General features: G+C 54.1%; 17 protein-coding genes. 14 read left to right on the forward strand and 3 right to left on the reverse strand.

Translation table 11 applies throughout. The features are described from left to right. Positions 1 to 26: 26 nt before the first annotated feature. Positions 27 to 560, forward strand: a complete 534-nt coding sequence (locus ACT3XD_RS01440; RefSeq protein ID WP_192537791.1) for a DUF192 domain-containing protein — start codon at positions 27 to 29, stop codon at positions 558 to 560. Positions 561 to 569: 9 nt separating this feature from the next. Here ACT3XD_RS01440 and ACT3XD_RS01445 read toward each other — a convergent pair whose 3' ends face one another. Further along, a complete protein-coding gene (locus tag ACT3XD_RS01445) occupies positions 570 to 1,430 on the reverse strand; it encodes a DMT family transporter (protein ID WP_192537790.1) in 861 nt (286 codons plus the stop codon). Between the two features lie 148 nt (positions 1,431 to 1,578). Between ACT3XD_RS01445 and ACT3XD_RS01450 the strand changes: the two genes are divergently transcribed. From ACT3XD_RS01450 to exaC, 9 genes are all read left to right on the forward strand, one after another. Next, entirely contained in the window at positions 1,579 to 2,589 is a 1,011-nt protein-coding gene (locus ACT3XD_RS01450; RefSeq protein ID WP_192537789.1) for a DctP family TRAP transporter solute-binding subunit, read from the forward strand. 68 nt (positions 2,590 to 2,657) lie between these two features. Beyond that, entirely contained in the window at positions 2,658 to 3,137 is a 480-nt protein-coding gene (locus ACT3XD_RS01455; protein ID WP_192537788.1) for a TRAP transporter small permease, read from the forward strand. Further along, positions 3,127 to 4,431: a TRAP transporter large permease gene (locus ACT3XD_RS01460; RefSeq protein WP_192537787.1), complete on the forward strand. Its 1,305-nt coding sequence runs from the start codon at positions 3,127 to 3,129 to the stop codon at positions 4,429 to 4,431. Before ACT3XD_RS01455 ends, ACT3XD_RS01460 begins: the two co-directional genes overlap by 11 nt. A 338-nt stretch (positions 4,432 to 4,769) precedes the next feature. Further along, complete coding sequence (locus tag ACT3XD_RS01465; RefSeq protein WP_192537786.1) at positions 4,770 to 5,750, forward strand: TAXI family TRAP transporter solute-binding subunit; 981 nt, start codon at positions 4,770 to 4,772, stop codon at positions 5,748 to 5,750. Between the two features lie 133 nt (positions 5,751 to 5,883). Then, positions 5,884 to 8,484 carry a TRAP transporter permease gene (locus ACT3XD_RS01470; RefSeq protein WP_192537785.1) on the forward strand — a complete coding sequence of 867 codons (2,601 nt, stop codon included), beginning with the start codon at positions 5,884 to 5,886 and terminating at the stop codon, positions 8,482 to 8,484. Between the two features lie 11 nt (positions 8,485 to 8,495). Beyond that, the gene (locus ACT3XD_RS01475; RefSeq protein WP_192537784.1) at positions 8,496 to 8,924 is read left to right on the forward strand and encodes a universal stress protein; all 429 of its coding nucleotides are present in this window, start codon (positions 8,496 to 8,498) and stop codon (positions 8,922 to 8,924) included. A gap of 257 nt (positions 8,925 to 9,181) precedes the next feature. After that, a complete protein-coding gene (locus ACT3XD_RS01480) occupies positions 9,182 to 9,697 on the forward strand; it encodes a molybdopterin-dependent oxidoreductase (RefSeq protein WP_192537783.1) in 516 nt (171 codons plus the stop codon). Beyond that, positions 9,684 to 11,927 carry an ATP-binding protein gene (locus ACT3XD_RS01485; protein WP_192537782.1) on the forward strand — a complete coding sequence of 748 codons (2,244 nt, stop codon included), beginning with the start codon at positions 9,684 to 9,686 and terminating at the stop codon, positions 11,925 to 11,927. Before ACT3XD_RS01480 ends, ACT3XD_RS01485 begins: the two co-directional genes overlap by 14 nt. A 207-nt stretch (positions 11,928 to 12,134) precedes the next feature. Then, positions 12,135 to 13,655 (forward strand): acetaldehyde dehydrogenase ExaC, encoded by a 1,521-nt coding sequence (gene exaC / locus ACT3XD_RS01490; RefSeq protein ID WP_192537781.1) that lies wholly within the window; start codon positions 12,135 to 12,137, stop codon positions 13,653 to 13,655. Between the two features lie 64 nt (positions 13,656 to 13,719). Here the strand turns inward: exaC and dauA are convergent, their stop codons facing one another. After that, positions 13,720 to 15,477 (reverse strand): C4-dicarboxylic acid transporter DauA, encoded by a 1,758-nt coding sequence (gene dauA / locus ACT3XD_RS01495; protein ID WP_192537780.1) that lies wholly within the window; start codon positions 15,475 to 15,477, stop codon positions 13,720 to 13,722. 153 nt (positions 15,478 to 15,630) lie between these two features. Beyond that, positions 15,631 to 16,044, reverse strand: coding sequence for a hypothetical protein (locus ACT3XD_RS01500; RefSeq protein ID WP_192537779.1), 414 nt, complete (start codon positions 16,042 to 16,044; stop codon positions 15,631 to 15,633). Between the two features lie 136 nt (positions 16,045 to 16,180). Here ACT3XD_RS01500 and ACT3XD_RS01505 point away from each other — a divergent pair, with 136 nt between their 5' ends. The 4 genes from ACT3XD_RS01505 (at position 16,181) to ACT3XD_RS01520 (ending at position 20,259) form a co-directional block, all read left to right on the forward strand. Beyond that, positions 16,181 to 17,110: an alpha/beta hydrolase gene (locus tag ACT3XD_RS01505; protein WP_192537778.1), complete on the forward strand. Its 930-nt coding sequence runs from the start codon at positions 16,181 to 16,183 to the stop codon at positions 17,108 to 17,110. A 110-nt stretch (positions 17,111 to 17,220) separates the two neighbouring features. Then, positions 17,221 to 18,237 carry a Bug family tripartite tricarboxylate transporter substrate binding protein gene (locus ACT3XD_RS01510; RefSeq protein WP_192537777.1) on the forward strand — a complete coding sequence of 339 codons (1,017 nt, stop codon included), beginning with the start codon at positions 17,221 to 17,223 and terminating at the stop codon, positions 18,235 to 18,237. Between the two features lie 51 nt (positions 18,238 to 18,288). Beyond that, positions 18,289 to 18,741 (forward strand): tripartite tricarboxylate transporter TctB family protein, encoded by a 453-nt coding sequence (locus ACT3XD_RS01515; RefSeq protein ID WP_192537776.1) that lies wholly within the window; start codon positions 18,289 to 18,291, stop codon positions 18,739 to 18,741. Positions 18,742 to 18,750: 9 nt separating this feature from the next. After that, entirely contained in the window at positions 18,751 to 20,259 is a 1,509-nt protein-coding gene (locus ACT3XD_RS01520) for a tripartite tricarboxylate transporter permease (RefSeq protein ID WP_018916365.1), read from the forward strand. The last annotated feature ends 1 nt before the right edge of the window (position 20,260 follow it).

The following is a 20,260-nucleotide window of genomic DNA, read 5'->3' on the forward strand; positions in this document are numbered from 1 at the left end:
CCGACCGACAAAAGGAATTCGCCTTTATGAACCTGACTCGCCGCCAGTTGCTCAACGCTTCACTGGGTTTGTCGCTGGTCGCCTTGTTGCCGGGGTCGTTACTGGGAGCACTTGCATGGGCCGGAGCAAATGATGAAAGTGCTGACAGGCTTTCATTGGCTATTCATAGCGAAAGTGGGCCGCACCGCTTGGACGTTGAAGTTGCTAAAACGGCCGCTCAGCGCCAACAAGGGCTCATGGAGCGAGAACACCTGCCTGACCAGCAAGGCATGCTGTTTCGTTTTGAAAGCGAGCAGCCTGCCGGCAACGCATTTTGGATGTACCGTACGTTAATCCCTTTGGATATCGCGTTCATGGATAAAGAGGGTCGGATTGTCGCGATTAACACAATGCCGCCCTGTGAGTCCGATAACCCCGGCGCCTGCCCCGCGTATCCTGCCGGGGCGGCCTATTATTCAGCACTTGAAACCAACGCTGGCTATTTCGCTGCACGGGGTATCAAAGTAGGCGATTGTGTATCAGTGCCTGGCGAGGCCGGATTTTGCCAGCCCGCTGATTAATAGAAACATCTATAACGCCGGGCGGCGTTTACGAAAGCGGATCAGAATCAAACCGATCCCTGCTACCACCAGGCCGCCGCCCGCTAGCTTATGGATACCCAGACTATCGCCCATCAGCAGCGCCCCTAAACCCACGGCCAGCACCGGTACTAAAAGTGTCATCGGTACCACCCGGTTGACCGGATGGCGCCGCAGTAAGGCGTACCAGATGCCGTAAGCAACAATTGACGACATTGCTGCGGTGTAGAAAACCGCGCCCCAGCCCACCCAGCTCGCCTCTTTGATTGCCTGCCACTGACCGTTTTCAAACAGCCAAGAGCCAATAGCTACCTGCGGTACTGCCAATAGCGCAACCCACCCAGCCAGTGCCAGCGGCGCAATAGCCGGACCGCGTTTGATCAGAAGCTGCGATACCGCCCAGCCAAAAGCACTCAGCAGTAGAATGGACAGCGGAAGCGGCGAAGGCAGCGTAGGTCCACCGGCCAGTACGATCACCCCGGCAAATGACAGCAGCAGGCCAGTCAATCGTTTGGGACCCAGCTTCTCCTTAAGAAATATGACCGCCAAGAGTGTGGCGAAGGGCGTTCCCATCTGCACCAGAAGTGCCCCGGTGCCCGCCTCCGACTGGCCCAGGCCAATAAATAGCAGGGCAAAGTGCAGAGTGCCGAAGGTAAAGGATAGCAGGAGTAGAAACGGTAGCTGGGTGCGCGCCACCGGATAGAAGGGCACCAGAAGAATAGCCACCAGCATAAAGCGCAGCGTGGTCATCAGCAGCGGCGGAAGCTCAGCGACTCCCACCTTGATAACAATAATATTGAGCGCCCAGATGGCAATGACCAACAGGCCGAGCAGCAGATCGCGTAGGGGCACGGCAGTATCCAATCAGAATGAAAAGTTCTGCGCATCATATCAGCTTGGGTGTCTTCCCTTCGTCCTTTAAGTCCCTACAATAGAGCGGGGCAGCCGCCTACAAACGGCGGCGGGCCTACCATAAAAAATTGATAAAAAAGGAATCACAATGACGCTGACACGCTCAATGGGTCGTTTAACTGTGGGTTTGGCTGGTGCTGCGCTGCTTTCGGCGGCATTCTCTGCGCAAGCACGCGAACTATCGGTTTCTACCGTGCTTTCAGAAGCCTTTCCCTGGGGGCAGGCCGCCGAAAAATGGGCGGAACTGGTCGAAGAACGCAGTGATGGCGAGCTTACGCTACGCGTTTATCCCAATTCTCAGCTGGTTTCAGGCGACCAGACTCGCGAATTTTCTGCAATGCGCTCGGGGTTGATCGATGCCGCGGTGGGTTCGACCATCAACTGGTCGCCGCAGGTACCGGAACTCAATCTATTCTCACTACCCTTTTTTATTCCGGATGAAGCCGCCGTGGATGCAGTAACTGGCGGTGAAGCTGGCGAGATGGTCTTTGAAGCGATTGAATCACGCGGTGTGATTCCGCTGGCATGGGGTGAAAACGGTTTTCGCCAAGTGTCGAACTCGCGTGGCCCCATTGCCGCGCCGGATGACCTTGATGGCTTAAAAATCCGCGTGGTGGGTTCGCCGCTGTTCCAAGATACGTTTAATGCTCTGGGGGCTGACCCCACACAAATGAGCTGGACCGATGCCCAGCCAGCGCTGACCACTGGCGCAGTGGATGGTCAGGAAAACCCGCTTTCTGTGTTTGACGTGGCGCGTATTGACCAAGTCGGTCAGCAGCATCTGACGCTTTGGAATTACATGAACGATCCGTTGATTTTTGCGGTGAACCAGCAAGTCTGGCAGACGTTAAGCGAAGAGCAGCAAACCTTGCTGCGCGAAACGGCGCTTGAGGCAGGTGAGTGGGAAACCGCGATGACCCGTGAACAGGAGAGCGAGCGCTTGGCCGCGATCCAAGAGCGCGGCGTAACGGTGACCGAGCTTACTGATGAGCAATACCAGACGTTTGTGGATGCGACTCAATCGGTTTACGAAAAATGGGCACCGCGTATTGGCGAATCACTGGTTGAGGCCGCGCAAACGGCTATCGACGGGCGCTAACCGCTGACTTTGATGGAACAACTACCGGCCTCCTTGAGGCCGGTAGACTTGGTTGTGAAGAGGCTTTTATGAAAGGCTTTCCTGATGCGCGCCCCGAGCGCTGGATAGGCGCGCTGGCGCTTATCGTAATTTCGTTGATTAGTCTGGGGAATGTAGTTACCCGCTATATTACCGGCGGCTCATTTTCGTTTACTGAAGAATTTTCCGTGTTTTTACTGGTGGTGTTGACGTTTGCTGGCGCGTCGGTAGCGCTGCGCCGTAACCGACACATCCGTATTGGCTTTCTGGAACGGGCATTGCCTTTGCGCTTTCGTCAGCCGTTAATAGTCTTTCAGGCGTTATGCGGTATCACCGTGCTTGGGCTGATTACCTGGTATGGCGGCAAGCTCGCCTGGCAGGAATACCAGTGGCAGTCACTTTCTCCAGGGCTTGGCTTACCCCAGTGGTGGTATCTGGTCTGGCTGCCGGTGCTAACGCTCGCCATGCTGTGGCGGTTACTGCAGCAAACCCGTGACCGGTTAACCGGGGAGCTTTCTGATGACGCCTGATGTCTGGATGATTCTGGCATTTGCCGGACTGCTGATTGCCGGTGTGCCCGTGGCCTTTTCGCTGGCCCTTTCGGGCGCCGTAGGTATCGTGCTTGGCCTGTCACCCGATATGCTGGCAACGTTGGGTACCAATACCTATAACAGCATTGCCAAATATCCTTTGATTGCGATTCCGCTGTTTATTCTTACCGGGCTGATTTTTGAGCGCTCGGGCGTCGCCCTGCGGCTGGTACGTTTTGCTCAGGCGCTGATTGGTCCACGTCACGGCGGCCTGGCGCTGGTGGCGGTACTGGTATGCATGATAATGGGTGGGATGAGCGGTTCAGGCCCCGCCGACGCAGCCGCCGTCGCCATGGTAATGCTGCCCAGCATGACCAAGGCGGGCTATCCCAAGCCGTTTTCAGCCACGCTAATTGCGGCCTCCGCCTCGACTGCCATTCTGATTCCACCGTCGGTGGCGTTAATTCTGTATTCCATTGTGGTGCCGGGGGTCGATCTGCGTGCGCTATTTGCCGCTGGCCTGTTCCCCGGCATTTTGGCCGGGCTGGCGCTGCTGGTGCCCGCGCTGATTTTCGCTAAACGCAATGGTTGGGAAGGCGGCACGCTTACGGCAGATAATCCGCGCTTGAGCGTTCGGGCCACGTTTAAAGAAGCGTTGCCAGCGCTGTTTGCGCCCATTCTGATTCTGGGCGGCTTGCGTTCGGGGTTATTTACCCCCACTGAAGCCGCCGTGGTCGCCGTAGCCTATGGAACCCTGGTGGGGCTATTTTTAACCCGTGAGCTTTCCCTGCGCGATTTATGGGAGCTGCTCGGTGAAGCGGCGATTATTTCGGGCGTGGTGATGTTAATTATCGCCTTAGCGGGCATTTTTGCCTGGGCTGGCACGATGCTGGGCACCTTCCGGCATCTGGCTGAATGGATCATTGGGTTGACCGATAATGGCGTTTTGCTGCTGATACTGGTGATGCTCGCGGTGCTGGTCGCGGGCATGTTGCTGGATGCGATCTCTATCTATCTGATTATGATGCCGATCTTGATACCAGTGATGCAGCATTTTGAATGGAATCCAGTCTGGTTTGGGATTTTGCTGGCGATGAACATCGCGATCGGCCAGTTTACGCCGCCCGTTGCGGTCAACTTAATGGTCACCACTGAAGTCGCTAAAATTCGCCTTGAGCACACGATTGGTTGGGCACTGGTATTTGTGGTTGCCATGGGCTGTGCGCTTGCCCTAGTGGCGATATTTCCCGAGATTGCGCTTTGGCTGCCACGCCTGCTGGGCTACAACGTGTAAGTAGTAAAAAAGTTAAATGACGCTAATATAAGATAGATCGTCTAATGCTTTGCTAATAACGGCCCATGCAAAATATGCATAGCCATTAACGGTAGCTAAACGTTACGTGCGGTTAAACTCGTGTTTCAATAGGCTGTGAAAGGGTGTGCCCAGCACTGATGCTAGCTACTTCGCCAAGCGACGCTTTTTTCGCTAAAGTAGTGATCGTCGGTACACCAAATGCCGGGCTATAACAGTTTGTCTTGAAAACGTTTTGAAACGTAATTCACCTGAGGGAACGGATCGACAGGTGGTTTCAAAGCGCATAACGCTCACAACATCAAGATAGAGGTGTGTTTATGAATCGCCATGTATTTTCTACCGCCGCCTTTTCGGGCGCGTTGATTGCAGCGGCCACGTTTGCTGCTCCGGCCGTCGCCCAAGAGCGCTATATCACAATTGGTACCGGTGGCCAAACCGGCGTTTACTACGTCGTAGGCCAGTCGGTATGCCGCATGGTGAACCGCGGTAGTGAAGATCACAATATTCGCTGTAACGCGCCTTCAACCGGTGGTTCTGTCGCTAACGTCAACGGCATGAAGAGCGGTGAGCTGGACATGGGTGTTGTTCAGTCTGACGTTCAATTCCGCGCCTATAACGGTGAAGCCAACTTCGAAGAAGAAGGCCCTTGGGAAGACATGCGTTCTGTCTTCACTATGCATGGTGAGCCGCTGACCGTGGTTGCCCGCGCAGATTCCGGTATCGAGAATATCAGCGACTTCCCTGGCAAGCGCGTTAATATTGGTAACCCAGGTTCTGGTCAGCGTAACACCATGGACGTCGTCATGGACGCGTTCGGTTGGGACGAAGATACTTTTTCACTGGCATCTCAGCTAGACGCAGCAGAGCAGGCTTCTGCGCTGTCTGACAACAATATCGATGCCATGGTGTATGTAGTAGGCCATCCCAATGGTTCTATCCAGGAAGCGACCACCACAATTGATGCGCGCCTGGTGTCTGTTACCGGCGATGAGATCGACAGCCTGATCGAAGAATACCCCTACTACACGCGTTCGGTGATTCCAGGCGGCCTGTACCGTGGTAACGATGAAGATGTTGAAACCTTCGGCGTCGCAGCAACGTTCGTGTCCTCCGCTGACGTAGATGAAGATATCGTTTACGAAACCGTTAAAGCCGTGTTCGAAAACTTCGATCGTTTCAAACGCCTGCACCCGGCATTTGAAAACCTTAACGAAGAAGACATGATCTCTGATGGTTTAACCGCCCCGCTGCATGACGGCGCTGAGCGTTACTACCGTGAGCGTGGCTGGATCGAGTAAGGCATAGCCATGACGCTATTAGCCAAGGCCAATAGCGATCGTTTTTGAAGTGCAAAGCGCGGGCACCGGGAGTGTCCGCGCTTCTTGTTGAAAGCGCTGACAATCAGCGCTGACCATTAGGCAGGGCAAGCGTATGCGTGATGACAAACAACCCACGGCAGCCACTGGAAGCGACCTGGATGATATGGTCGCCTCCAGTGACTCAGGGGCAAGGAAGCCTCACGGCGTACCCGGTAAGCTGCTGGTAAGTATCGCAGCTGTTTGGTCGCTGTTTCAGCTATGGATTGCATCGCCACTTCCTTATATTGTCGGCTTCGGCGTTTTTAGTGCTACCGAAGCACGCTCCATTCACTTAGCATTTGCGCTCTTTTTGGCTTTTATGGCCTACCCGGCGCTAAAGCGCTCCCCGCGTGATCGTATCCCTCTGCAAGACTGGGCGTTTGCAGCGGTAGCCGCGTTTTGCGGTGCCTATCTGTTTATTTTTTATTCGGACCTGGCGCAGCGCCCGGGGCGACCCATTACCCAAGATATCGTGATCGGGATACTGGGCATTGTGATGCTGCTGGAAGCCACACGGCGTGCCCTTGGGCCTCCGTTGATGATCGTTGCCGCTCTGTTTATCGGCTACTCCCTATTTGGCCCCTATATGCCGGGTATTCTGGCTCACCGGGGGGTTAGCCTGGGTGGTTTGATCAATCATCAGTGGTTGGGAACACAAGGTGTCTTCGGTATTGCGCTAGGTGTATCCACAAGCTTCGTATTCCTATTTGTTTTGTTTGGCGCACTGCTCGATAAAGCGGGTGCGGGTAACTATTTTATTAAAGTCGCATTTTCAATGCTGGGCCACCTTAAGGGTGGGCCCGCGAAGGCGGCAGTCGTTGCCTCGGGCATGACCGGCTTGATCTCAGGTTCATCGATTGCCAACACGGTGACCACCGGTACGTTTACTATCCCCATGATGAAGCGGGTAGGGTTTAGCTCTGAAAAAGCCGGGGCGGTTGAAGTATCTTCATCGGTTAACGGGCAGATCATGCCGCCGGTTATGGGTGCTGCAGCGTTCCTGATGGTTGAATACGTTGGTATTCCTTATGTAGAAGTTATCAAGCACGCGTTTCTACCCGCCGTTATTTCGTATATCGCGCTGATCTATATCGTCCACCTGGAAGCCTTGAAAGCCAATATGACGGGGCTGCCTTCGAGTAACCCGGCGCGACCACTGCTTAATAAAGTGATTGGCTTTTTGACCGGCTTACTGCTGCTAATGGGGCTGTCGGTGGCGGTCTATTATGGTTTGGGATGGCTAAAACCGGTGCTGGGTGAGTCAACACCTTGGGTGGTATCGGTGGGTTTGGTCTTCATTTATGTTGGGCTTTTAAAAATCAGCTCTAACTACCCTGAACTGGAAATGGACGACCCGACTTCCAAGATCATTACACTGCCGCAAACCCGGCCGACCGTGATGGTTGGCTTGCACTATATCCTGCCGGTTATTGTGCTGGTGTGGTGTTTGATGGTGGAGCGCCTTTCGCCTGGGCTTTCGGCGTTTTGGGCGACCATGTTCATGATCTTTATCATGGTGACACAGCGGCCGATTATCGCCATCTTCCGTGGGCGTAGCAAAATGGCCGCTGACATTAAAGAGGGCTTTTTGGATCTGTGGGACGGCTTGGTAACCGGCGCGCGCAATATGATCGGTATCGGTATCGCAACCGCCACGGCGGGCATCATTGTTGGTGCCGTATCGCAAACCGGCGTAGGTCTGGTGCTGGCGGATGTCGTTGAGATTTTATCAGGCGGTAACCTGATGATGATCCTGCTGCTTACCGCGCTGCTGAGCCTGATCTTGGGTATGGGCCTGCCGACAACGGCCAACTACATCGTGGTATCGGCATTGATGGCGCCGGTGATTGTGCTGCTGGGCCAGCAAAACGGGCTGATTGTGCCGCTAATTGCGGTGCATCTGTTCGTCTTCTACTTCGGCATTATGGCGGATGTTACCCCCCCGGTGGGTCTGGCTTCCTTTGCCGCCGCGGCGATCTCGGGAGGCGACCCGCTACGCACAGGCTTCCAAGCGTTCTATTACAGTCTGCGTACGGCAGCGCTGCCGTTCTTATTCATCTTTAACACGGATCTGCTGTTAATCGATGTTACGGTCATGCAGGGCGTGGTGGTGTTTATCGTCGCGACGATTGCCATGCTGATCTTCGCGGCGGGCACCCAAGGCTTTATGTTGACACGTAACCGCTGGTACGAATCGCTGCTGTTACTGCTGGTCGCCTTTACGCTTTTCCGCCCCGGCTTCTGGATGGATCAGATTCATGACCCCTATGAGTCGGTACCCCCCGCGCAGCTTGCCGATGCGTTAGAGCGTGTGGACGATGGCAGCAGCCTGCGCGTGCAGATTGCCGGTGAGGATGCTTTTGGCGCCCCCATGTCGACTTACATTCTAGTGCCGGTACCCAGCGGTGAAACGGGCCAAGAACGCCTGGAAAATCTGGGTATAGAGCTTTATGTCGATGGTGATCAAACGCTGGTCGATTTCGTCGAGTTTGGTAGCCCCGCGGCCGAATTGGGCTTTGATTTCGATCAGGAAATTACCGAAGTTCTCGCGCCCGTTAACCGCTGGACCAAAGAGTGGATGTGGTTGCCTGCCTTGGGGCTCTTCGGCTTAGTGGTTCTTATGCAGCGTCGTAGGCGTCGTCAGGAACCTGATGACACAATGGCCAAAGCGTAACGGAGGTTGCTATGTACCAGAAAGTACTGCTGCCCGTGGATTTGAACGAAGAGGCCTCCTGGAAAAAAGCGTTACCTACGGCGGTAACGCTTTGCCAGACTTTCGGTGCATCGCTGCATATTGTCAGCGTGTTGCCGGAGTTTAAGATGCCGATGGTGGGGGCTTATTTTCCCAAAAACTTCTCAGAAAAGGCGAATGCTGCCATGAAGGAGGCGCAGCATACGTTTATTCAAGAAAATGTGCCGAAGGATATTCAAACCCAGAGCATCATTGTTGATGGGTCCCCCTGGGAGGCGATCATCAAGGTCGGTAAACAGCTGGATGCCGACCTTATCGTGATGGCCTCGCATACCAAGCATAAGTTTGTGGACTATGTGCTGGGACCTAATGCCGAGCATGTGGTGCATCATGCCAAGGTCTCGGTCATGATCGTGCGTTAAGCACCCATCGTTTGCTTAATGGCAGGTACTTTGAAAAACCCCAGCTTAGCCAAGCTGGGGTTTTTTTATAGGCGCGGCGATGCCTGTTGGTTAAACTAAATTTATTGACACATAACAGCTAACTACCTTTGCTATCCGGACGTATGAAAAAACTCGTGTTTTGCCTGACCTAAATAGTGAGATCACGTACTCTTATAGAGTCTCTATTAATGGCTCGTTTACAACATTTTAGATCCAGGCTCCATGAGGAAATAATGATGAAAGCCTTATTAGTTAGAGGGCTACTGCTGGCTTTGTGCATTCCCCAAATGGGAGTGGCTGGCGAATCAGCAGCTTTAGAAGCGCCCCAAGGCGCGGCGCTGTTAGAAATTAGAGGCGATATTACCCAAGAGAATGCGCTTGAAGGCGCGCGATTTGACTTTGCAATGCTGAAAGACCTTCCCCAGTTCGGTTTTGATACGAGCACGCCCTGGACCAGTGGCGTCAGCTATTATTCTGGCCCACTGATGCGCGATCTGCTGGAGCGTGTCGGCGCCAATAGTGAGATGGTAAGGGTGGCGGCGCTGAATGGCTACGAAGCTGAAATTCCTGTCAGTGATTTTTATGAGTATGACGTAATACTGGCACTTGAGCGCAACCACGCGCCAATGCCTATCCGTGAGTATGGCCCGCTATGGGTGCTGTATCCGTTTGATCAGGATGACACTTTATTAAATGAAAAAATGCGCTTTAGAGCTGTTTGGCAGGTGATGCGTATCGATGCGCTTAAGTAGCTCCGTGACGCAGTCTCCCAGCCTACTGCGTTATCCCCGGCGTCTAAAACTGGTGGCCATCATTACCGTGCTGCTGTTTGCCGCAGCACTCGTGGTTGCCGCACTTGCCGCATGGCGTCAGGACAACCTCACCCAAAGCCTGCGCGAAGATACCTCGTGGGTAGTGTATAAGCTTGACCGTGATGCGGTGCAGCTTCTTAACCATTTACTTGCGACAGCTCGAACCGATATTACACCGCCGGTGCAAAATGAACTGAACATGCGCTTTGAGCTGTTATACAGCCGCCTTACGCTGCTTCAGGAGGGTGAGGTCAGTACGCTGTTGCATGCCATTGGTGATGCGAGTGAATTAATGGCGCACATACAGCAGCAAATGGAAACACTGGACACCATGTTTGCGCCGTATAGTGAGCTTGAATCACTACCCGTTAGCTCGCTTGAAACGGCACTGGATAGGCTAACGCAGTTAACTGAACGATTTGTAATTACGATTAACGGCTACCTGGCAGAGTCCGCCACTGAAGAGCGCATATGGCTGAGTACGCTTTATAAGCTCTTAATGACGCTGCTGCTGGGTATGAGTCTGGCCGTGCTGTTAGTGATAGGCTTCTTGCTACGTGAAATGCGTGAAAGCGCGGCCGCCAGGCGCGAGCAGGAGCAGCTAAGTCGGCAGTTGGAAGTTACTGCTGAGCAAGCCCAGGCTGCTAACCACGCTAAATCAGATTTTCTGGCCATGGTAAGCCATGAGATTCGCACGCCGCTTAACGGTGTGATCGGCATGAGCGAGCTGTTACGCGAGCCGACAAGCCCGGCTCAGGTGGAAGATTATGCCCGGACGATTCACGACAGCGCCAACCAACTGCTGGCCATGATCAATGAGATTCTCGATTTCTCTAAAATTGAAGCTGGCCACTTAACACTCGAAACCACACCGACGGCACTAAAGCCCTTGATTGATAGCGTAGTGGCCCTCTTTGAGCCGCGTGCGAAGGCGAAAGGCTTGGTATTAAGGGTAAATGTTGATGCCTTGGTGCCCCCTTGGATCATGATTGACGCTGGTCGTTTCAGGCAGATCTTACTGAACCTGGTGGCCAATGCGACGAAGTTCACCGACCACGGTGAAATACATATTCATGTCTCGTCAACGGTTGAAAACTTGTTGCTCGAAGTCATCGATACCGGCTGTGGGCTTAACGAGGAGCAGCAGGAAACTTTATTTGAACCCTTCCAACAGGCTAACTCCTCAATTGCACGTCGCTATGGCGGCACTGGCCTCGGGCTTGCCATTTGCAAGCGGTTGAGCGAGGCCATGCAGGGACGTTTAGGTGTGCAGAGCCAGCCGGGGCAGGGCAGTACCTTTTGGTGTGAGTTGCCGCTTGTAAAGGCCAGTCCGGAAACCGCATCTCTGCCTAATGAGCCGGCGGGAGACTTTGCGGGTACAACGCTACTGCTGGTCGAAGATAACGCGGTCAACCGCAAGGTAGCGACGAGCCTGTTATCGCGCTTAGGGTGCGATGTGGTCTGTGCAGAGAATGGTCAGGATGCGCTAACCATGGCGCAGTCTCTGCAGATGCATTTAATTTTCATGGATATTCAGCTACCGGATATGGATGGCCTGATGGTCACCCAACGCCTGCGAGAGCAGGGCGGCTGGTTGGCTCAGGTGCCTATTGTGGCCATGACCGCCGGCGGCAATGATCGCCAGCGCTGCCTTGCCGCGGGTATGAACGACTATATTACCAAACCGCTCTCCTTATCAGCGCTGAGTAACGTGCTTACGCTGCACCTATTGTCGTCAAGGCAAGATTTATTGCTACCGTCGCTCGAACAGTTAAACGAAGATGCGCCAGAGCACGCATTACTCAACATCAACACACTGAATATGCTGCTGGAAAATCTGGGAGATGAGCGGTTAATCCAGCTTATGGTGCTTTATCAACAGCAGGTAAGCGATTATCTCTTACAGTTGGCGGCTTACCTTGCGGCATCGGAACGCCTGTTTGATGAACAGCTGCAACAGGTAGCGCGGTTGGCGCACCAGCTGCGCGGTGAATCATTGAGTATGGGCGCAGAGCAGTTAGCGGATGATGCCCAGCATCTTGAGCTATTAGCCCATGAAGAGGGCCATACCCCGTGCCAGCTAGACAGCGTGTTTAGTTTATTGCGCCATAACGCTGCTCGAACGCTTACAGAACTTGAACGGTGGCGGCGCGACGTTCTACAAAGCTAATACCTGAAAAGCTAGTACCTGAAAAGCGGGATCCTGAAAACCAAGAGACACTGAACGCTGGTTTACAACGTCAGCCTTCTGGAGCCGTGTGCTTATCTTCTACCAAGGGATGAGAGCTAATCCTGTCCTCGTGCTCTATCGTCGTAGCCAATAATAAACAATACTGTCAAAGCACGTTTAATAATCATAAAACTCAGGAGCCTTGTCATGATCTATGCCAATCCAGGTGAAAACGGGTCAGTTGTCTCATTTGAAAAACGCTATGGCAACTATATCGGCGGTGAGTTTGTGCCTCCCGTTAACGGCCAATACTTTGATAATGTTAGCCCTGTTAATGGTCAGGTATTCTGCGAAATCCCGCGCTCTACCGCCGAGGATATCGATAAAGCGCTGGATGCTGCGCACAAGGCAGCGCCTGCCTGGAGTAAAACCGCCGCTGCTGAACGCAGCAATATTTTATTAAAAATCGCCGACCGCATTGAACAGAATATCGAAATGCTGGCCGTAGCCGAAAGTTGGGATAACGGTAAAGCCGTTCGCGAAACGTTAAATGCGGATATCCCTCTGGCCGTTGATCATTTCCGCTACTTTGCAGGCTGCCTGCGCGCTCAGGAAGGCAGCGCTGCGGATATTGATGCCAATACGGTGTCCTACCACTTTCACGAACCGTTAGGCGTGGTTGGGCAGATCATTCCTTGGAATTTCCCGATTTTAATGGCCGTCTGGAAGCTGGCGCCCGCGCTTGCCGCCGGTAACTGCGTGGTACTTAAGCCTGCCGAACAAACCCCGGCTTCCGTGCTGGTACTCATCGAGCTGGTTGGCGATTTGCTGCCCGCTGGTGTCGTCAATATTGTTAATGGCTTCGGTGCCGAAGCTGGGCAAGCGTTGGCCAGCAGCAAGCGCATCGCCAAGATCGCATTCACCGGTTCCACCCCGGTCGGCTCGCACATCCTTAAATGCGCGGCTGAAAATATTATTCCCTCCACCGTAGAGCTTGGCGGTAAATCGCCCAATATTTACTTTGCCGATATCATGAACGCCGAACCGACGTTCATCGATAAAGCGGTCGAGGGTTTGGTACTGGCGTTCTTTAACCAGGGCGAAGTATGTACCTGCCCATCGCGCGCGCTGATTCAGGAAAGCATGTACGACGAGTTTATGGCGAAAGTGATGGAGCGCACCCAAACCATCAAGCGTGGTAACCCGCTGGATACCGATGTTCAGGTCGGCGCTCAAGCCTCTCAGGAACAGTTCGACAAAATCATGTCGTACATGGAGATTGCCCGTGAAGAAGGCGCGGAGTTCTTGACCGGGGGCAACAAAGAAACCCTGGATGACAGCATTAACGGCGGTTACTACATCCAGCCGACGCTGCTTAAAGGCAACAATAAAATGCGCGTTTTCCAGGAGGAGATTTTTGGCCCGGTAGTCGCGGTCACGACCTTCAAGGATGAAGAAGAGGCGCTCGCGATTGCCAACGACACCGAGTTTGGCTTGGGCGCGGGTGTATGGAGTCGCGATATCAACGTGGCGTTTCGTATGGGCCGGGGCATCCAGGCCGGCCGTGTATGGACCAACTGCTATCACCAATACCCGGCTCACGCCGCGTTTGGTGGCTACAAGAAATCCGGCGTCGGCCGTGAAACCCACAAGGTTGCCCTCGAACACTATCAGCAAACCAAGAACCTGCTGATTAGTTACGACATCAATCCGTTGGGCTTCTTCTAAACCACGCTTACGTGCTACCCCCGCTCGGTATTGCCGAGCGGGATTGTTAGTCCCCTGATACCCGCTATTGGTTATTGATTTCCGGGTGACCGTTTCTTGCCAGCCAGAGGCGCGCTATCCGCTCAGCGTGGGCCAGATTGCTCGCGACAGCTAGCTTGCCCATTTCGCGACGTATGCCAGCACGTTTGATTTTTAACATCATGCGCGGCGGTAGCCCGACGAAGATAATGCCCACTTTCTGTTCGCTCAGTTCGCGACGCAATGTATCCAGCGCCACCATGGCGGTAGTATCCAGGCTGGGCACATCGCGCATATCCAACACGATAATGCGCACGCTGTGATCAATCATGCGCAGTGTCGCAATAGCCTTTTCAGCAGCGCCAAAAAACAGCGGTCCCGTGATCTTGTAATGCGCCACTTCAGCTGGGTATTGCGCGTGCGTATCCGGCGCGGTGAAGCGCTGGGTATTGGTCAACTGCGCCATCCGGCGAATAAACAGAGCGGCGGCTAGGCCTATGCCGACAGCTACCGCTATCACCATGTCGAAAATGACGGTGAGCAGAAAGCAGATCACTAGTACCCATACATCGCTTGCGGGGGCGCTTTTCAGCGTGTGAACAAAGTGGCGTGCTTCGCTCATGTTCCAGGCAATGATAAACAGTAAGGCTGCCAACGCCGCCATGGGAACGTAGCCCAGCACGCCCGCCAGGACGACTACGGCCAACAGTACCACCAGCGAATGTACCAGTGCGGCTATCGGCGAAAACGCCCCGCTTTTGATATTGGTAGCGGTACGGGCAAGCGCTGCGGTCGCGGTTATGCCACCAAAGAAAGGGACTACCATGTTGCCCAGTCCCTGACCGATCAGTTCGGCATTCGGGTTGTGACGTGTGCGGGTCAAACCGTCGGCCACAACCGCGCACAGTAGTGATTCGATCGCCGCCAACAAGGCGATGGCAAGCGCCGGGCCAAGTAACGACTGAATCAAGGCGAAGTTGATTTCAAGCGGCGTGCCATCCTCCCCCAGAAAATGCCACGGCAGCGCAACGCTTGGCGCAAAGGGCGGAATGCCATTGCCGTTTTCGCCTTGAAACTCCCAGCTAAACCGTGAGGCGATAGTGTCGACCTCAATGCCGCCCAGGGTCAGCAAAAAAGCTGCCAGCGTGCCCACCGTTAATCCAACCAGCGGCGCTGGAATCGGCGTTTTTAGACGCGGCCAGATCAATAGTGTGGCTAGGGTAGCAAGTCCGACGCTGATATCTGCCAGCGACAGGCCGGGCAGTGCCTGGCTGATCAGCATCAAATTATGCAGGGTGCTGTCACCCAGCTCGACACCGGATAAGCCTAGAAAATCAGGCAGTTGTAGCAGTGCGATCACCACGCCAATACCTGCCGTAAAGCCTAGAATTACCGGGTAGGGGACATACTGAATCAGGCTGCCCAGGCGTGAAAGCCCGAGTGCAACCAGAATTGCCCCGGCCATCAGCGTGGCAATTAGTAGCCCGCCCAAACCGTGATGGGCAACGATAGGAAATAGAATGACTACAAAGGCCGCCGTGGGGCCTGAGATGTTAAACCGTGAGCCACCCGTCAAGGCGATTACCGCACCCGCCACGATAGCGGTATAAAGCCCATGTTGAGGCGGTACGCCAATCGCAATCGCCAGCGCCATGGAAAGCGGCACCGCTACCACGCCAATGGTGAGACCCGCCATCACATCGCGCTTCAACATGCCGAGCGTATAGCCTTCACGCCAGGCGTTAAGCAATGCGCTGCCAGGCATCGGAAACACATAGTCCGAGGGGCGATTCGCGCGGGACATGGGTAGGCCTCTTGAGTGGCGAATAGATATACGCTTTACGCTACTCCTGACCTCAAATTTGCACAATCGGACGTTAGTGCGGTGCCCTTAAGGCACAAAAAATAAAACGCCCGGTGATGGCCGGGCGTTCTAGAAATATAGCGATTAAATGGCTTACTCGCTGGCAGTTTCCGCGTTTCTTTCGTGATGGTCATGCTCACCGCGGCGGCCGTGGCCTTTACCGTCGCCACGGTGCTCTTCGCGCACCTCTTGCATGGCATTTTTTAAAGCGTCGCGTTCTTCTTCAGAAAGAAGTTCCGCGACTTTTTCGTGGTGCTCTTCACGCAATGCCTGCATGGCCTGATAGTGTTCAGCGTTCAGCTCATTAAGGGCCGTTTGCTGCTCTTCATCTAATCCAGCACGCTCATATACTTCCTGGCGGCGCTCTTCCATGCGCTGTTGGAATGCTTCACGATCAACCTCTGAGGCATGGTCTTCGTGTTGGTTTGCCTGGGCTGCAAAAGCGAGCGGCGTTAGCGCGAAAGCAAGCAGAGCGGGAGCAAAAACCTGACGTAATGACATTTTCATAACGTACCTCTTGGTAAGTTGACGATGTCAGTATCAAGCGGCGAAGTGCAAATCGTATGCACGGAGTGTGCAATAACGGTGATGTTGGTGGACTATGGCTATTTGCTAAACACTTTCTTCGCATAAGGAATGATAAATGCCATACGCCCGTTTTGTTTGCCGCTACCTTGGCTTGGGCACGCTTGCTCTGCTGCTTGGTGGATGCACTGCAACGCACTATGTTCATAACGATCAATCGGCTATTGAGCAGCGTGTCTCACCGCGTGATACCGTGACCTTTGAGCGTCTTGATCCGCAGCCTTATACCCCGGCTGATTGGCCGCAAATGCTCAATGCTCAAGTACTGCTTCCCCATACCCAAGGCTTGGAACGTCGCCCGGCGGCGTTGATTGTTCACGGCGGGGGATGGCGCAATCGTGGTCCAAACGATATGCAGGGGATTGCTGAACAGCTGGCAGAGCAGGGCTATGTCACGATCAACATCGAGTATCGCTTTGCCCCTGAGTATCAGTTTCCCGCTCAGCTTTACGATCTAGAGCAAGCCATGAACTGGCTTCACGCCCATGCGGCAGAGTGGCGTATAGACACCGACAGAGTAGTGGGGGTTGGTTACTCTTCCGGGGCGCATCTGGTAAGTCTGCTAGCCGTGGCGGGGGCTGAAGGCCCACTCGCGGCCCCTTATGGCGGCGAGCATACCCGGCTAGCCGCCGTGGTGGCGGGTGGGCTTCCAAGTGATTTGCTGAAATTCGATGATGGCCCGCTGGTGGTTGATTTTATAGGCGGCACGCGCGCCGAGAAAACCGAAGCCTATACGCTGGCATCTCCCGCTCGCCAGCTAATCCCTCAAGCGCCGCCGTTTTTCCTGTTCCATGGCAAGTGGGACAGGCTGGTGCCCGTCGACCATGCCACTGATTTTTATCGGGCTCTACAAGCTCAAGGAACCCCGAGCGAGCTTTATCTCCAGCCATGGCGTGGCCATTTAGCCAGCTTTATATTCCGCGGCAGCGCCATGAAAGCGGCCATTGCCTTTTTGAATCGCCAGGTTGAAAACACGGTTAGACTTTAGTTGGCTTTTTACGTCGTGCAAGGTTGGTGACAGGTTCATGGGATAGCTTTGTGCTCCGCAGGCGATAGCCTGCTTTGAAATTTATAATTCTATAAGAAAGAGAGCGCGCTATGCCCAAGAAAACATTTGCTTCGTTTAGCTTCAATATGAAATCGCTACTCGTTGGTGCCACGGTTGTGGCAGCATCACTTGCGTTAATCATGCCTGCCGCCGCGGCAGATGATTATCCTGAGCGCCCGATCAATATGGTGGTTGGCTTTGGTACCGGCGGTAGCGCCGACCGCTTGGCACGTATTATGTCAGGCTACATCGCTGAAGAAATCGGCGTGCCTGTTCAAGTGACCAACCGCCCGGGTGCAGGAACTCAGGTCGCATCCAACTACGTGCTGAACATGCCGGATGACGGCTACACCACTTATGCCTCAACTTTTGCTCCTTATCTAGCCAATTCGGTCCTGACCGGTGGCGCCAACTTTAGTGTTGATGATTTTTCGTATATCAACTTTCAGTGGTTCGATCTGGATCTGATCGCTGCTAATAAAGATAGCGGGTACGAAGATCTGCCTTCACTGTTGGAAGCGATTCGCGAAGAGCGCGGCCAGGTGCGTGGCGCGGTCGTTCAAGGTTCAGCCGGCCACTTGATGATTCGTCTGTTGCTGGAAGAAGCCGGTATTCCTCAAGAAAACCTTAACCTCGTGACGTATAACAGCGGCGGTGAAGCCCGCTCAGCGGTTGCCGGTGGTCAGGTGGATTTCGTTTCTATCAGTGCCCAGGGCAGTGAGGGAATTCGTGAGTTTCTGACGCCGCTTGCCATTGTAAGTGACGAACGCATTGACCAGTGGGATGCCCCGCCGATCAATGAAGCGCTGGCATCAATGGATCTGGAGGTGCCGGTACTGCAAGGTTCGATGCGTGGTTTTGCGGTAACCAGCGAAGTTGAGCTTCAGCATCCTGAGCGCTTTGAAGCACTCGCTTCAGCCATCCAGAGCGCGCTGGCCCGTAAAGACGTTCAAGAGCACCTTGAGCGTAATGAAATGGGCGGTGTCTGGATTGGACCTGAACGTGCCAACGAACTGATGCGCGAAAACTACGCTGTATTTGAAAAATACGCCCACCTGCTTAACTGATCTTCCTGTCATGGCTGGCCACCTTTCATATGGCCAGCCTGGAGTTGAACCATGCCTGCACAGAAACGCGACTATGGGGACTTTTTAGTTCTCATCGGTCTGGCTTCCTTTACCTTGTGGTATTTGCTGGACGCGATCAGCGTCTCGGCACAGCCCCAGAATTTACTCCTGATACTGCCGCTTTCAGTCATTGTTCTGTCGATTATTGCCATCGAGCTGGTGTTACGCCTAAAGAAGGGGGCCCTGTTTAGCATCGCTGACGACGAGGAGCCGTTACATCAAACGCTGCCCGTCGTAGTTCTGTTTGGCGCCTATGTGTTATCGCTAGAAACGCTCGGTTTTGATGTGTCGACCGTGCTGTTTATTGCGCTCTTTTTGATCCTCAAAGGTGAGCGTAACTGGTTAGCGGTGGCTGGCTTTAGCGCAGCGTTCGGGTTCGCCGTGGCATTCTTCTTCTCCCAGATGCTGCCCTATCCCATGACGCTGCTACTGCTACCCAGTTAAGGAGGCAATATGATCGATTTTGGCGCAGTACAGCAGGGTCTGGATCTGCTCTTTTCTAATTTTGGCCCCTGGCTCGTGGTAATACCGGGCATCGTGTTGGGGTTAATCTTTGGCGCAACGCCGGGTCTGCAGATCTCCATGGCCATGGCGATCTTCCTGCCCATGACCATGTACATGGATTTCATTCAGGCCATGCTGTTCTTAACCGCTATTTTTACCGGCGGCTCGTTCGGCGCGGGTATTCCCGCCATTTTGATGAATATTCCGGGCACTTCATCGGCTATAGCTACCGCTTTCGATGGCTACCCAATGGCACGCAAAGGGCAGCATAACCAGGCGTTGGGCGTGGCGCTGGCGGCCTCTGTAGTAGGCGCGCTGATGGGTTATCTCGTGCTGTTTTTCATGATTCAGCCGCTCTCCTATCTGGTACTGAGGCTTGGCCCTTCCGAAATGTTTGTGGTCATCCTATGGGGCATGACGCTGATTGCCAGCCTGAAGGGCGAGCAGGTACTTAAAGGTCTGGTGGCGGGTTTTGTCGGCCTTCTGGTAGGTACCATTGGGTTTAGTGAAATTGGCTTGGCGCGCGGCACCATGGGGCAAACGTACCTTCTAGATGGTATTCCAGTGATTCCGGCCATGATGGGCATGTTTGCCGCCTCTGAGCTTTTCAAGCTTGCCAACAAAGGCTTTATTGTTGAATCCGCCGATTCACGCAAAGTGAAAGTCAGCGAGATTTTTGAAGGCTGCAAGATGGCGATGCGCTACCCGGTTGTCATGCTGCGCGGTGGTTTGATCGGCGTGCTGGTCGGGGCAGTGCCCGGCGTGGGCTCCTCGGTTTCCAATTTGCTTTCCTATATTGAAACCAAGCGCCGTGATAAAGATCCTGACTCGTTTGGCAAGGGTAACCCGAAGGGGGTGGTGGCATCAGAAGCCGCTAACAGCAGCTCTGAAGGCGGCTCAATGGCTACTCTGCTGGCGCTCGGGATTCCCGGCGGCGGGGCAACAGCGGTAATGCTGGCTGCGTTTGCCATGCATAACATCACCGGCGGGCCGCAGTTTATTCGCCAGCAAACCGACGTGGTCTACGCGATTATTTTTGCCAACTTCGCTCAGGTGTTCCTGCTGGTGATAGTGGGTCTGCTGTTTATTCCGCTGTTGGCCAATATTGTCAAAGTGCCCATGCGCTACCTGATTCCCTCGGTACTGGTACTCGCGGTTATGGGGTCGTTTGGCCTGACCGGCAATATGACAGGTCCCGCCACCGTGCTGGTATTTGCGGTCATTGGCTGGATATTCCGCCACTACGGCTACTCGGTACCTGCCGCTGTGATTGGCATGCTGCTGGGGTCGCTTGCTGAGAAGTCTCTGCTGCATTCTTATCAAATCAGCGGTGGGGAGTTCAGCTACATCTTTGAGCGCCCGGTAACGCTCGGAATTCTCGCGCTCTTGCTGTTCTCACTATTTAGCCAGCCGTTAATGGCGCGCTTCAGTACCTGGCGTGCGGCCAAACAGGCGTAGC

The organism is Halomonas sp. AOP7-B1-5 (assembly GCF_052353045.1).
In the GTDB taxonomy this organism is placed as follows: domain Bacteria; phylum Pseudomonadota; class Gammaproteobacteria; order Pseudomonadales; family Halomonadaceae; genus Vreelandella; species Vreelandella colorata.